Source organism: Amycolatopsis sp. NPDC005232 (assembly GCF_040607795.1).
Classification (GTDB): domain Bacteria; phylum Actinomycetota; class Actinomycetes; order Mycobacteriales; family Pseudonocardiaceae; genus Amycolatopsis.
In genome coordinates, this window is the sequence record NZ_JBEXHL010000002.1 from 699,666 (window position 1) to 713,180 (window position 13,515).

The 13,515-nt window shown below is 69.9% G+C and carries 12 protein-coding genes and 1 tRNA gene; 10 read left to right on the forward strand and 3 right to left on the reverse strand.

Annotated features, from left to right (window positions below; all coding sequences use genetic code 11):
* Positions 1–38 precede the first annotated feature (38 nt).
* Positions 39–1,355, reverse strand: coding sequence for a hypothetical protein (locus tag ABZU76_RS07100; protein ID WP_354865876.1), 1,317 nt, complete (start codon positions 1,353–1,355; stop codon positions 39–41).
* 114 nt (positions 1,356–1,469) lie between these two features.
* Between ABZU76_RS07100 and ABZU76_RS07105 the strand changes: the two genes are divergently transcribed.
* The 4 genes from ABZU76_RS07105 (at position 1,470) to ABZU76_RS07120 (ending at position 3,887) form a co-directional block, all read left to right on the forward strand.
* Complete coding sequence (locus tag ABZU76_RS07105) at positions 1,470–1,958, forward strand: hypothetical protein (RefSeq protein ID WP_354865878.1); 489 nt, start codon at positions 1,470–1,472, stop codon at positions 1,956–1,958.
* Between the two features lie 111 nt (positions 1,959–2,069).
* Positions 2,070–2,675: a hypothetical protein gene (locus ABZU76_RS07110; RefSeq protein WP_354865880.1), complete on the forward strand. Its 606-nt coding sequence runs from the start codon at positions 2,070–2,072 to the stop codon at positions 2,673–2,675.
* Between the two features lie 182 nt (positions 2,676–2,857).
* The gene (locus tag ABZU76_RS07115) at positions 2,858–3,400 is read left to right on the forward strand and encodes a DUF2716 domain-containing protein (RefSeq protein ID WP_354865882.1); all 543 of its coding nucleotides are present in this window, start codon (positions 2,858–2,860) and stop codon (positions 3,398–3,400) included.
* Between the two features lie 85 nt (positions 3,401–3,485).
* Positions 3,486–3,887: an immunity 7 family protein gene (locus ABZU76_RS07120; RefSeq protein WP_220245529.1), complete on the forward strand. Its 402-nt coding sequence runs from the start codon at positions 3,486–3,488 to the stop codon at positions 3,885–3,887.
* 88 nt (positions 3,888–3,975) lie between these two features.
* Here ABZU76_RS07120 and ABZU76_RS07125 read toward each other — a convergent pair whose 3' ends face one another.
* Positions 3,976–5,448, reverse strand: a complete 1,473-nt coding sequence (locus ABZU76_RS07125) for a phosphocholine-specific phospholipase C (RefSeq protein ID WP_354865883.1) — start codon at positions 5,446–5,448, stop codon at positions 3,976–3,978.
* 1,311 nt (positions 5,449–6,759) lie between these two features.
* Positions 6,760–6,832 (reverse strand) — tRNA-Gly (locus tag ABZU76_RS07130).
* Between the two features lie 219 nt (positions 6,833–7,051).
* Between ABZU76_RS07130 and ABZU76_RS07135 the strand changes: the two genes are divergently transcribed.
* The 6 genes from ABZU76_RS07135 (at position 7,052) to ABZU76_RS07160 (ending at position 13,515) form a co-directional block, all read left to right on the forward strand.
* A complete protein-coding gene (locus ABZU76_RS07135; RefSeq protein WP_354865885.1) occupies positions 7,052–8,662 on the forward strand; it encodes a sigma-70 family RNA polymerase sigma factor in 1,611 nt (536 codons plus the stop codon).
* 108 nt (positions 8,663–8,770) lie between these two features.
* A complete protein-coding gene (locus tag ABZU76_RS07140; RefSeq protein ID WP_220245532.1) occupies positions 8,771–9,211 on the forward strand; it encodes a DUF983 domain-containing protein in 441 nt (146 codons plus the stop codon).
* A gap of 68 nt (positions 9,212–9,279) precedes the next feature.
* Positions 9,280–10,140 carry a DNA-formamidopyrimidine glycosylase family protein gene (locus ABZU76_RS07145; protein WP_220245533.1) on the forward strand — a complete coding sequence of 287 codons (861 nt, stop codon included), beginning with the start codon at positions 9,280–9,282 and terminating at the stop codon, positions 10,138–10,140.
* Between the two features lie 213 nt (positions 10,141–10,353).
* A complete protein-coding gene (locus ABZU76_RS07150) occupies positions 10,354–11,655 on the forward strand; it encodes a histidine kinase (protein WP_354865887.1) in 1,302 nt (433 codons plus the stop codon).
* 18 nt (positions 11,656–11,673) lie between these two features.
* A complete protein-coding gene (locus ABZU76_RS07155) occupies positions 11,674–12,519 on the forward strand; it encodes a S49 family peptidase (RefSeq protein WP_354865889.1) in 846 nt (281 codons plus the stop codon).
* Between the two features lie 162 nt (positions 12,520–12,681).
* Positions 12,682–13,515, forward strand: coding sequence for a LytTR family DNA-binding domain-containing protein (locus tag ABZU76_RS07160; protein WP_354865891.1), 834 nt, complete (start codon positions 12,682–12,684; stop codon positions 13,513–13,515).

Genomic DNA, 13,515 nt, shown 5'->3' on the forward strand with positions numbered 1-13,515 from the left:
GCGACCCCGCGGGTCGACTTCCGTGGCCGGGGCTCGCGTCAGCGGGCGGGCAGGGCCGCCGCGACCTTCGTGCGGATCTGTTCGATCCGCGACCGGAGCACCACCGCGTCGTCGCTGAGCGGCTGCGACACGCCGATGCCGATCGCCACCGGACCGGAGGTGTACCAGAACGCGAGGACGCGCCCGGCCGGGCTGCTGCCGGAGTAGAGCAGGTCCGTCGGTGCGGGTCCGAGCGGTGTGCTGTCGAAGCCGCCGGCCGTGAGGTTCTGCGTCAGGCCCTTCACGAGCCGCGCGGCCTGCGCGGGCGACGGCGTTGGCACGGCGAGCAGGATCGTGCCGTTGTCGGTGTGCGTGGTGTCGGCGTACGCGTGGTAGACGAGCTCGGTCGCGGTGGCGGTCTTCATCAGGTCCGCGTCGGCCTGCGACACGACCTTCAGCTGCACGGCCTTGTCGAGCGACATCGTCGAGTTGTCGGGGTTCGGCGTGCCCGCCAGCGCGGGCAGCTTGTCCTCCAGCGAGGCCGACGGGTCCTGGCCGCCGGTGGCCGAGGGGATCGGCGGCGGCGACACGGTGTCCGCGTTGTCGCTCTGGTTCGGCCGATTGCCGATGTACCAGATCCCGCCGACGACCAGCGCCAGCACGACCAGCACCCCCAGCGACAGGAACAGCCACGTCGGCTTCTTCTTCCGCGGCGGCGCTTCCTCCCAGAGTCGGCGCAGCTCGGGCGTCTGCTGCCGCCCCAGGTCGGCCGTGTCGCCGGTGACGGGCAGGTAGCCGGTCGGGTTCGTGTCGGCCGGGCTCGGTGCGGTCGCGAACGACGGCTCGCCGTCCTTCGGGCTCCACCGCGGCTTCCGGGTCAGCGACGACCGGGGCGGCCGCTGCGGCTTGGCCTTCTTCTTGTCCTGCTTGTCCGGCTGCGGCTCCGCGGGCACGGGCTCGGTGACTTGCTGCTGGACGGGGTGCCAGACGGGCTGGGGCTGTTGGGGCTGGGGTTGCTGCTGCTGGATCGCCGGGTTGGCGCTGGCCCACGTGTTCGGCGTATTCGGAGTGGTCGGAGTGGCCGGCGCCCAGCCCTGCTGGGGCTGGTTCCACGACACCGGCTCGGCGTTCCACGTCCCCGCCGCCGGGCTCGGCTCCGTGACCTGGGCCGGGATCTCGCCCGCGCCCGCCCGTAGCGGCGACGCGACCGGCGAGGCCGCGCCTCCGCCCGAGGCCTCCGCGAGCAGCTCCTCGCGCTTGTGCCGGTGCTCGGCGTGCCCGATCCGGCCCGCGGCCAGGTCGGAGTCCAGCCGCCGAAGCTCTTCCTGCCAGCTCATCGCCATCCTCTGCCACTGGTCGGGGCCGTAGTTTTTCATGCACCCGGACCTGCGGGGGTACCGGTTTGTCGACTCGTGATCGATTCGTCGGCGAGATCATTCCGCGCCAGTCGCGTGGCGTCCAGGGTCCAGGGCCGTCCGTAGGATCGGTGTATGTCCTCCGCCCGCGGTGAACTGGCCGCCTTGGCCGCGGATCGGCTCGCCGGCCGAGCCGTTCTCCCCGACGACCTGGTCGTCGCGGCGGTGCGGGCGGTCGTCGCGGGGCTCGATTCGCCGACGCTGCCGGAACTCGCCGGACTCGGGCACGACGACGCGACCGCGCCCAACCTGTTCGTGCAGGTCGTGGCCGAGCTGGGTATCGAAGTCCCTGCCGACGCGGCGGCGGCCCGCTGGCAGCTGCTTGGCGAGGCGCTGGCCGTCCTGGCGCGTGGCGACGTCTCCGTGAAGGCAGGTGCCACCGCGGTCTGGGAGCTCGATGCGCGGCTCGACTACCCCGGCGCGATGGACGAGATGCGGCGGTGGATCGCGATGCTCGACTCCTGGATCCCCACCGACGTCACACCCGTCAGCTTCTGCGAGGACCAGATCCTCCAACAGGCCCGTGAACTTCTTTCCGGAAACTGGCCGCCCGTCACCCGTTGAGCGGCAAAAACTGTCGTACACATGTTCTAAAATTGGCCGTGTCCAGGGGAGATGCCGCTCGCGTGACGGGGCGGCATCGGCGAAGAGTTCGGACCGGAAGGCGGCTGTCCCATGGCCTACATCACCCTGCCCACGTTCGTCGGCTACAGCGCGAGCACGGGTCCCACGCGGTCGTCGTTCGTGCGGCGCCAGCGGCGGCTGTACGAGGACCCGGCGCGGGCGGCGTTCAACTACTACCGGCGGGCGGCCAACGCGGTGCGGGCCGGGCGAGCGGCGCGGCAGGACGAGGTGGCGATGCGTTCGCTGGTCCACCACGCCGACGACCGCACGCGCCCGCACTACTCGGCCATCGCCGAGGGGTGGCTGCGCTACCTGGGCCGGCGTGACCCGAAGCTGATCGAGGTCGGCCGGGCGCGCGTGCCGCTGGGGGAGCTGGAAGTGGGCCTGAGCCCGCAGCTCGGCCTGCGCAAGAGCAACGGTCAGCGCTACGCGACGTGGCTCTACTTCAAGGAGGAACCGCTCACGCGTGACGCCGCGCAGCTCGCGCTGTGGCTGATCACTCAAGGCCTGTCCGACATCCTGCCGGGCGGCGAGGCGCTGGTCGTCGACGTGCGGCGTGCGAAGGAGTTCACGCTCACGGCGCGCGACCGCGAGCGGCTGCGGCCGTGGGCGCACAGCGAGGCGTCGGCCTTCATGACCCTGTGGAAGGCTGCCTGAGGTGACGATCGGTGACCTGGCGGCCCGGCTGCGCTCGGTCACCGATCCTGCAGGCCACGGCCTTGGAACACACCCACTCGGGTGACGCATTTGGCACTGGGCGGCCGTGGACTGGACAATCTCGCCCCCGGACACGAAGCTTTCGACAGTTTTGAGCCGGCCGATGACTTCGAGGTCGATAAGTGAACGCAGCAGCCTGGGAGCCACTCTCGAGAGTGGCCGACGAGCCCGCTTGGTACTGGGTCTACAACAAGCTCGGCTTCTGGCCGAGCACTTTCGCGCACGACTGGCCCGGCTTCCGAGAGCCCACGCCGTCGCGTACGTGGGATCTGTCGGCGGGTGATTTCGACCGCGCGTCGGCGGAGTTCCGGCTCGGCCCGTACGCGGTGGAGGAGCCCGACCTCGCGCGGATCGTGCTGACGGCGCTGAAGGAGAGAGTGCGGGAGGACGAGTGGCTGTGGGTGCTGCACTGGCAGCACCAGTCGTTCAAGTTCTGGCCGCACCGCATGCCCGAGGGCGCGGCGTGGCCCGTGCCCGTGTTCCCGCGCGGCGACTACCACCTGTTCCTCGCCGAGGACTTCAGCTTCGGCACGCTCGGGCACCCGTGGGAACGCACGCTGTGCGCGTTCGGTGATCGGCTGATGCCCGCCGTGGAGAAGTACGGCCAGGGCGTGCTCACCAAGGTCCTGCGCCGCGACGGCCGCCCCAGCGCCCTGGCGCGCTGACCGCCCGTCCCGCCTGGGGAACCGCCCGTCGCGGCGGGCCGACCGGCGCATCGGCGCAGCTTGTGGCGCTGCTACCGTTCGCGACGTGTACGAATACCACGGCTGGGTGACCATCGCGGCGACCACGAGCGGCGACGATGACGCTGCTCTGCTGGAGCGCCTGGTCGATCGCGTCCACCGAGCCGTGCGCGACGCCGGCACGCTGGACCTCGTCGACCTCCGCTGGAGCGCGGGCATGCCGATGCTGCACCTCGGCGGCCTCGACAAGCACGGCGGCGCGATCGCGCCCGAGCTGCTGGAGACGTTCACGCGCGTCGGCGAGCTGGCGCCCGGCTCATACGGGCTACTGCACGTCTGGGATGACCAGGATCCCGACCACGACAACGAATTCCGCGTGTTCCGCATGGCGCGCGGCCTCGTGACCGAGTTCCGCGACGAGCACCTCACGCCGGTCGCCCCGACCGTGCTGGACGTGTACGAGCTCTAGACAACGCACGAACGGCCCCTCGCGCTTGTGGCGCGAAGGGGCCGTTCGCTTTTTCTGCCCGCGGGAGGGCGTTCTTGGTGGGACGCCGTCAGTGGTGGTGGTTCGGCGTCTGCGGGCGGCTGCCCGGCTCCTGGTGCGGCGGCTTCTGGTCCGTGCCCGGGAACACCGGGGCGGGCAGGTTCGCCGCCTCGTAGCGCGACAGCGTGAGCGGGCCCGAGGTGTCGGGCAGCGTCGGCGGCTGCGCCTTGTGGTCGTTGAAGCGGAACGCCGAGGTCATGTCACCGAAGGTCTTGCGGCGCCAGTCGGAGATGTTCGTCTCCTTCACGCCGGTGACCTGCTCGAGGAACTGCAGCGTCGACGTGTGGTCGAACGGCTCGCTGCACACCCAGCCACCCGCGGTCCAGGGCGAGATCACGATCGCCGGCACGCGGTAGCCCGCGCCGACCGGGAGGCCGTTGCCCTTGGTGCCGCCGTGGGAGGTGCCGTTCACGAACTCGTGCGGGGTGCCGGCGGGCGGGATCGGCGGGACGACGTGGTCGAAAAGGCCGTCGTTCTCGTCGTAGTTGAGGATGAACGCGGTCTTGGCCCACACGTCCGGATTGGACGCGATGGCGTCGATCTTCGAGGCGACGAACGCCGCGCCCTCGGCGGGCGTGTAGTTCGGGTGCTCCGAAGCCGTGGAGGTGCAGATGATCCACGAGACGGTGGGCAGCTTGTCGTTGCGCGCGTCGTACTCGAACTGGCCCTCGGGGCGATGGGTCAGGCCGTTGACGGCGAGCGGCGAGTCGGCCGGCGCGTTCTTGAAGTTGGCGAAGTTCTCGAGCATGTTGCAGCCGTAGGTGTCGCTCTGCTCGTAGACCTTCCAGCTCACGCCCGCGGCCTGGAGGCGCTCCGCGTACGTGGTCCAGGTGTAGCCGCCGGTGGGGGCGGTGTTTTCGAGGATGGGGCCGCCGTTGACGCCGTCGGGGTCGATGGTGCCGGTCATCCAGTACATGCGGTTCGGCCAGGTGGGGCCGAGCACCGAGCAGTGGTAGGCGTCGCACACCGTGAAGGCCTCGGCGAGCGCGAACTGGAACGGCAGGTCGGCGCGCGTGTGGTAGCCCATCACGTACGGGCCGTTCTTGCCGTCGGCCTTGCGGTGCGCCGGCAGCCAGCTGTCCATCTTGCCCCCGTTGAGGGCGTCGTGCTGGACCTGCCAGGCGTGGGAGGTCGACGGGATCTTCTGGGCGTTGGTGGCGTGCGTGTCGAGGTGGAACGGCAGCGCGTAGCCGGCGGCGTTCTCGGCGTCGGGCTGGTAGAACACGGACTTCCCGTTGGGCAGCTTCTTGGCGTGCGGGTCACCGAACCCGCGGACGCCGCGCATGGTGCCGAAGTAGTGGTCGAACGACCGGTTTTCCTGCATCAGCAGCACGACGTGCTCGATGTCCTTGATCGAGCCGTGCTTGGGCGCTCCCTGGGCAAGCGCCTTCTGCACGCTGGGCGGAAGGAGCGTGGCCGCGGCAGCGGCGGCGGCAGCCCCGGCGGTGGATCCGAGAAGACGGCGACGAGTCAGTTCGGTCATGGCTGACACCCTGCTGCCACTCCGTCACCCAAAAAGGTGGTTATCTCAGAACGAGTGACTAACACATGATGAAAACAACTTCCGAACTACCCACAACCCCCGAACCGCCCTGTTCCCGCTGGTAAACGCATTAGGCCACCCGGCGGTTGCTCTCGCCCCTCCGCGCTGCCTTGCCTCCCGCTAGCCCACCCCTAACCCTCCGCTTGCCTTCGGCGCACTCCTCGGGCCTCGTTCTGCAGGAGCCGCGTCACCTGCGTGGGCTATTTGCGGGTACCGCTGGGACGCACCCCGATCATCGATTGTCACGACGGTCCGGATCGGCTTGTCAAGGCGGGAAAGCGTGCCTTGACAAGCCGATCCAGCCCGTGTGGGAGCTGCGGATCGAGATGCAGGGAGGAGCCTAGGTGCCGTCGCCCCTGCGCTGCCGGCCTTCTGCTGGCGAGATGGCAGTCGCCGCCGGTCGAGAGATCGCTCGGCCCCTGCGCTCAGCCCGCGTGCCTCCCCGCCGGCCGCTGAGCCCACTCAGCCAGACACCGTCACCCGCACCTCACCACCGCGGTTCTCTCCCCGGGACACTCCGGCCGCGCAGCGCGCCTCGCCCGAATCTCACCAACGCAGCTAGCCGGACCACCCACCTCGGCCGCGCGAACAACGATCACCCCGCAACTCGCCGCGGGCGCTCGTCTCACTACTCACCTCGGCCGCGCAGCGCCGGCTCAGCCGCACCACACCAACGCAGCTGTCTCACCGCTCAACTCGGCCGCGCAGCACGCCTCACCGGCACCGCACCACCGCGGTTCTCTCACCGGAAGGGTTCACCCGCGCAGCGCGGGCTCACCCGCACCTCAGCACCGCGGTTCTCTCACCGACCAACTCACCCGAGCACAACGGCTCACCCGCAACTCGCCCTGGGAGCTCGTCTCCCCACTCAACTCGGCCGCGCAGCGCGTCTCACCCGCACCTCAACAACGCAGCTGTCCCACCGCTCAACTCGGCCGCGCAGCGCGTCTCACCCGCAACTCGCCAACGCATCTGTCCCACCACTCAACTCGGCCGCGCAGCGCGTCTCACCCGCAACTCGCCAACGCAGCTGCCTCACCACTCAACTCGGCCGCGCAGCGCGTCTCACCGGCACCTCAACAACGCATCTGTCCCACCACGAGCACTGCGCCCCGCGCAGTAGCTCCCCCAACCCAACCATGCAGGAATCGTCACCGATGGCACCGCGGGGGTCCGGGGGCTCGGCCCCCGGGAGATATGGCGAGGGCCACCGCGTCTGCGCATTCCGCAGACACAGTGGCCCCTGGACCGAGCGGATGACGGGATTCGAACCCGCGACCCTCACCTTGGCAAGGTGATGCGCTACCAGCTGCGCTACATCCGCGTTGACCGCTTGTTGCTCGGTGTTGTCGTAACTCTATACCGAGGGATGAGAGCCACTTTCGGGGGGTCCACCTTGTCCGAGTCCGGCCTGTGACGTGCTTCGACTTGGTGCTTCGTTGTCACATCGGGCGTACAAGGGGTGACGACGGGCTTTTCGCTCCGTATGGTGTCCCCATTCGACCGAGTGGTGAGTCCTTCGGGGGAGGAGGTGCCTTGCCGGATGACCGAGCTGGGCACGGCGCCGCCACCAGCGGCCTCGGAATCCGACGAGAAGGCACTTCTTCAGCGGCTCCGCAATGGGGAAGATGCCGCGTTCGGGGAGCTGTTCGAGCTCCACGCGGCGGCCGTGCGGAGATTGGCGCAGAGCCTCGCGTCCGACAGTTCCGAGGCCGAGGACATCACGGCCGAGACGTTCTTCCGGGTTCTGCAGGCGCTGCGGCGCGGCGCGGGCCCGCGTGACTATGTCCGCGCGTATCTCCTGACTGTCGCCCGCCGGGTGTCGTGGGAGTGGCACGGGGCGCGCCGCGACGTGCCGGTGACCGACGACGAGCTGACGTTCCGCGCCGGCGCGGGCGCCGACACCAACGCGCGCACTGCCGAGCACACGCTGATCACCAGGGCGTTCACGAGTCTGCCCGAGCGTTGGCGCACAGTGTTGTGGCAGACCGAGGTCGAGGGCGAGCAGCCCGCCATGGTCGCGCCGCACTTCGGGCTTTCGGCCAACGCGACGGCGGCGCTCGCCCGTCGCGCGCGCCAAGGGCTGCGGGCGGCGTACCTGCAGGCGCACCTTTCGGTGAACCGCGGGCCGGGGACGTGTCGTTCGGTCGTCGAGAAGATGGGCGGCTTCACGGCGGGCAGCGTCACGGGCGCCGAGGCGGAGCGGATCAAGGCGCACCTGCTGGGGTGCGCGTCCTGCCGCGCGACGCAGGACGAGCTGCGCGACGTCTGTTCGTCGCTGCGCGCGCACGCCGAGGTGATCGTGGTCGCGGTGCCCGCGCTGGTGGGCATCGGCAAGGCAGCCGGTGTGTCGGGGGTCGTCACCACTTTGAAGAGCGTGCTGTTCGGCTCGAAGGTGAAGGTGGGTCTCGCGCTCGCGTCGACGGCCGCCGCGGGCGTCGCGGGGTTCACGACCGGTCCGCTCGTGTTCGGTTCTCACCCGGTGCAGGACGTCGGCCTCCAGGGTGGCGCGCCGGAGCTGGCGTTGCAGCCGCCCGCGCCGCCGGCTCAGCAGCCGCCTCCGCAGGTGCAGCACGGGCCGCGCGTGGCGACCGGCCAGTTGCACGGTGCCGCGCGCCCGCAGCAACCGTCGGCCCACACCGTCGGTTCGCACCTGGGCACCAACGACATGCCCAAGCTCCCGGCCGGGCCTGGCGCCGGGCAGTCGTCCGACGGTTCGGCCCGCGTCGACCTCCCCGTCGGCAGCCAGTCGCATTCCCCGATGTCGAGCCAGAACTCCACGGACACCACCGCTTCCACGGACTCGCGCGCCGACACCGACCCGGACCTGACGTCGGGCGCCCCGTGCGACGACCCGACGATCGACGGCCCTTTCAGCACCACGAGGACCTCGTACCCGCCATCGTTCGTGCCGCCGCCGACGGTCACGTACGTGCCCCCGCCCGAGACCTACCTCCCGCCGACGGTCACGACCACGCCGGCGCCGGGCGACACCGTCCCGGAGAAGCCCGAATCGTCCTCGAAGTCCGCTCCGACCAAGTCCACGCAGTCCGAGACCCGGTCCGAAACGGATCCGACTTCCCAAGACTCGGGAGACGTGACCCCGTCGGATGTCACCGGTTCGGCCGATTCCGATTCACCGTCGGCTCCCTGAGCAGCGGAAACCGGGCAAACCTCGCGCCACGCTCCGTGATCACCTCGCGCTGACGGGCGCCGTCACGGTAACGTTGACCGACTCGAGCGTCGCCCGGGAGGCAACAGGATGAACCGGCTGGTACGCGGTGAAGACGGCCGCGACTGGGTGGTCCGAGCCCAGATGGAGTGGCGTGCACCCGCCACCGCGGACGATTTCGAACACGACGTGGCCGGCAGCTACACGCCGGGCATCGCCATGCTCTTGGTCACCGCTTTCTTGGCTGTGGTGCTGGTGATCTGGACGCCGGACCAGGTGCGCGTGCCGGCGTGGGTGTTCCTCGCGATCCTGCTGGTGCTGCTGTTCTTCCCGTTGCGCTGGATCCTGCGCCGGCCGTGGACGGTCGTCGCCGAGACCGAGGGCGACGTGGCGGGCGACCGGCCCTCGGAGCGCTGGGTCGGCACGATCCGGGGCATGTTCACGGTGTCGGGCGAGGTCAAGCGGATCACGAAGACGATCCAGAAGCACTCGCTGCCTGATTTCGACGGACCCCTGCACCCTGTCGAATAAGGCTGCCGAATAGGGCTGTCGAATAACGGCACCTGGCCGATTCGGGCAACGCGAGCAAGACTGGTGCCATGCCCGAGCTGCCCGAGGTCGAAGCACTCGCCCACCACCTGCGCGAACACGCCGTGGGCGCCACGGTGTTCCGGCTCGACGTCGCCTCGCTCAGCGTCCTGAAGACGGCCGTGCCGCCCTACACCGAGCTGCACGGGCGCGAAATCACCGGCGCCACCCGCCACGGCAAGCACCTCGACGTGGTCCTCGGCGACCTGCACCTCGTCGTCCACCTCGCGCGCGCCGGCTGGCTGCGCTGGTCCGACCAGCTTTCGCCCACGCCGTTGAAGCCGGGCAAGGGCCCGATCTCGCTGCGCGTGCACCTCAACGCCGCGGCCGGTCCGGGCTTCGACCTCACCGAGGCCGGTACGAAGAAGGGCCTCGCCGTCTGGATCGTCCACGACCCGAGCGAGATCCCCAGCGTCGCGCGCCTCGGCCCCGACGCGCTGTCGCTCGACGCGTCGCAGCTGCGTGAGCTCTTCGCCGGCAAGGGCACGCGGCTCAAGTGGGCGCTCACCGACCAGTCGCTCATCGCCGGCATCGGCAACGCCTACTCCGACGAGATCATGCACAAGGCCAAGCTCTCCCCGTACGCCACCGTCGGCAAGCTCGACGAGGGCGCGCTGGAGACGCTGGCCGCCGCCATCCACGACATCGAGTCCGACGCCGTGCAGCGCTCCGTCGGCCAGAAAGCCGCGATGCTCAAGGGCGAGAAGCGCTCGGGCCTGCGCGTGCACGCCCGCACCGGCCTGCCCTGCCCGGTCTGCGGCGACACCATCCGCGAGATCTCGTTCGCCGACAAGTCCTTCCAGTACTGCCCCACCTGCCAGACGGGCGGCAAACCCCTGGCCGACCGCCGGATGTCGCGGCTGCTCAAGTAACGCCGGGCCCGGGCTCCGCGAACCTCCGCACGACGGGTCCGTTCGCGCCGTGAGAGCGCTGGGCCGAACGGGGAAAAACCACTCCGTCGGCCGTCGCAGGGAGTGACCATGTGGCCCTGGCACGCCGCTCGGTAGGGTTCAACCACCCTCGGTCGTCACAACTGGACAGAAAGTGGGGAGCAAGCCTTGCACCCGGTCGGTCGAGCGCAGAGCATGGACGTCGTGTCCGCCTTCCCCCTCGCGCAGGTCGTCCCGTGGACGCTGGCCGGTGTGCTCGCGGTCATCGTTCTCGTGCTGCTCTTCAAGGTGCGCCGGCCCAAAGGCGTGATCCAGGACGCCGTGCTGCAGGCCGTGCACCGGATGTCGAAGGCCACGCCGAACCTGCGCGCCGGTCTCGACGAGGAGGCCGCCAACCGGATGACGGCCGAGCTGCTCGAAGTGCTCGACTGCCTCGCCGTGGGGATCACCGACAGTGAGGGCACGCTCCTGTCCTGGGCCGGCGAGGCCACGGACCACTACCTCGACCTCGTCGACGACATCGGCACCGCGCTGCGCAAGCACCGTCGCGCCGTGGCCGACCACAACCGCATGCCATGCAACCACCGCGGTACCTGCAAGATGAAAACCGCCGCCATCGTGCCGATCCTGGTCGAGGGCACGGCGGAGGCCACGCTGATCGTCGTCGGGCGCACGCGCGGCAAGCTCGTGCAGATGGCCGAGGCCGTGGCGCAGTTCGTGTGCACGCAGTTCGAGCTGGCGCGCCTCGAGGAGTCGCGCAACCAGCTGAACCAGGCCGAGATCAAGGCCCTGCGCGCGCAGATCTCGCCGCACTTCGTCTACAACGCGCTGAACACGATCTCCGCGCTCATCCGCACGGACCCCGAAGAGGCGCGCGAACTGCTTCAGGACTTCGCCGACTTCACGCGCTACTCGTTCCGCACCTCCGGCATGTACACCACGCTCGCCGAGGAGCTGCGCAACATCGACCGCTACCTCACGATCGAGAACGCCCGCTTCGGCGGCCGGCTCGAGGTGCGGATGAAGATCGCGCCCGAGGTGCTGAGCGTGGTCGTGCCGTTCCTGATCATCCAGCCGCTGGTGGAAAACGCGGTGAAACACGGCCTGGCGAGCAAGCCCAGCGGCGGCTGCGTCACGGTGATCGCGCAGGACTACGGCACCGAGGCCCTGATCAGCGTCGAGGACGACGGCATCGGCATGGACCCGCGCGCCCTCACCGACCTGAAGAACGCGCACCGCACCGGCGCCCACGTCGGCCTCGGCAACATCAACCAGCGGATGCGCCAGGTGTTCGGCGAGGACTATGCGCTCACCGTCGACACCGCGCCCGGTGCCGGCATGAAGGTGACGCTGCGCGTGCCGAAGTTCAAGCTCGGCGTCCGCCCGAACATGCCCGACTACTCGGCCGACGTGCCGTCGCAGGGCGGCCCCGAGGACACCGAGGTCGAGCACAACGGTGTGAACGGATCGCGTTCGGGCATGCTGCCCGCCCTCTGACATGGCTAGCCTGGCGGCATGAGCGTTACCGAGAAGCTGACGTCCCGCCTGCCCGTGCTCGGCGACCGCGTCGAGCGCAAGGACGTGGTCGCGGTGGTGAAGCTGCACGGCGTGATCACGCCTTCGCCTTCGCCGCTGGCGCGCGGCTCGATCAACCTTGCGACCGTCGAGTCGGCGCTGACCAGGGCGTTCGGCCACGACCGGCTCAAGGCGGTGGCGCTGCTGATCAACTCGCCGGGTGGCGCGCCGACGCAGTCGAGCCTGGTCGCGGAGCGCATCCGCCAGCTGGCCGACGAGAAGAAGGTGCCCGTACTCGCCTTCGCCGAGGACGTCGCGGCGTCCGGCGGCTACTGGCTCGCGTGCGCGGCCGACGAGATCTTCGCCCACCGCACGTCGATGGTCGGCTCCATCGGCGTGATCAGCGGCGGCTTCGGGTTCACGGGCCTGCTGGAGCGCTTCGGCATCGAGCGCAGGCTGCACACGGCGGGCGCGAACAAGTCGCGCCTCGACCCGTTCAGCCCGGAGAAGCCCGAGGACGTCGAGTGGCTGAAGAAGATGCACAGCCAGCTCCACGAGCTGTTCGTCGACTGGGTCAAGGAGCGCCGCGGCAGCCGGCTCGCCGACACCGAGGACCTGTTCACCGGCGACGTCTGGCTCGGGCAGAAGGCGCTCGACCTCGGCCTGATCGACGGACTCGGCTCGCTGCGCCAGATCGTCACCGAGCGGTACCCGGACGCCGAGATCTCGGTGGCGGAGCCGAAGAAGCCGCTGCTGGCCCGGCTCGGCATCGGCGCGCCCGCGGCGGCGAGCGCCGTGCTCGACGCGGTGACCACCAAAGCCGCGTGGTCCCGCTTCGGTTTGTGATCTCCGGACACCCGTGCGCGTCCGGCACTCGCCCGGTTGGCCGCACCGTCGTACGGCACCGTGCCGCGCCCGTGACCAGGAATGGGGCAAAGGGGGCGTCGGGTTTCCCCGACGGGCGGATGAGCCGGACGGGGCTGGACATTGCACTCGGCAATGGGCAGGATGCGTCTCACTGTGAGTGCTCATGAAGACACCCGGAAGCTCATCGTCTTGGCGGTGGACGACGAGCTCAACGGGCTTGACGAACTGACCCACGGCCTGAAGAACAACCCGCACATCCACCGCGTCTTCAAGGCGTCGGACGCTTCCGACGCGCTGCGGTTGTTCTCCCACGACGACCCCGAGCTCATCGCCCGGCGCGCGCAGGGCCTGCCGACGGTCGACGCCGTGTTCGCCGACATCGACATGCCCGGCCTGTCCGGCATGGAGATGTCGCGCGTGATCGCGGCGATGAACCCGTCGCCGATCCTGGTGTTCGTCACGGGCCACGCCGAGGAAGCCGTGAACGCGTTCGACCTCGGCGCCGTCGACTACGTGCTCAAGCCGTTTCAGCAGGATCGCCTCGACCGGTCCGTCTCGCGCGTGCGCGAGAAGCTGGCCGCGGCCGCCTCGCCGCCGCCCGGGCAGCGCGCGGGCGAGCCGGTGAAGAACGACGACGAGGTGATCCCCGTCGAGCTCGCCGGCACCACCAAGCTCATCCCGCGCTCGTCGGTGCGCTGGGTGGAGGCCCAAGGCGACTACGCCCGGCTGTTCACCACCGAGGGCAGCCACCTGGTGCGCATCCCGCTGGCCCAGCTCGAGGAACGCTGGGAGAAGGCCGGGTTCGTGCGCATCCACCGCTCGTTCCTGGTCGCGTTGCCGTTGATCACGGAGCTGCGCATGGGCCAGGGCGGCTACCAGGTCGTGATCGGCAACGAGGAGAAGGTGCTGCCGGTCAGCCGCCGGCACACGCGGGCGCTGAAGGACCGGCTCGTCGGCTCCGGTCGCGGCGGCTGA

Bases quoted from the DNA above. Each gene is read 5' to 3' on its own strand.
- ABZU76_RS07100 (WP_354865876.1), bottom strand. From the start codon at position 1,355: ATGAAAAACTACGGCCCCGACCAGTGGCAGAGGATGGCGATGAGCTGG.
- ABZU76_RS07105 (WP_354865878.1), top strand. From the start codon at position 1,470: ATGTCCTCCGCCCGCGGTGAACTGGCCGCCTTGGCCGCGGATCGGCTC.
- ABZU76_RS07110 (WP_354865880.1), top strand. From the start codon at position 2,070: ATGGCCTACATCACCCTGCCCACGTTCGTCGGCTACAGCGCGAGCACG.
- ABZU76_RS07125 (WP_354865883.1), bottom strand. From the start codon at position 5,448: ATGACCGAACTGACTCGTCGCCGTCTTCTCGGATCCACCGCCGGGGCT.
- ABZU76_RS07135 (WP_354865885.1), top strand. From the start codon at position 7,052: ATGACCGAGCTGGGCACGGCGCCGCCACCAGCGGCCTCGGAATCCGAC.
- ABZU76_RS07140 (WP_220245532.1), top strand. From the start codon at position 8,771: ATGAACCGGCTGGTACGCGGTGAAGACGGCCGCGACTGGGTGGTCCGA.
- ABZU76_RS07145 (WP_220245533.1), top strand. From the start codon at position 9,280: ATGCCCGAGCTGCCCGAGGTCGAAGCACTCGCCCACCACCTGCGCGAA.
- ABZU76_RS07150 (WP_354865887.1), top strand. From the start codon at position 10,354: ATGGACGTCGTGTCCGCCTTCCCCCTCGCGCAGGTCGTCCCGTGGACG.
- ABZU76_RS07155 (WP_354865889.1), top strand. From the start codon at position 11,674: ATGAGCGTTACCGAGAAGCTGACGTCCCGCCTGCCCGTGCTCGGCGAC.
- ABZU76_RS07160 (WP_354865891.1), top strand. From the start codon at position 12,682: ATGCGTCTCACTGTGAGTGCTCATGAAGACACCCGGAAGCTCATCGTC.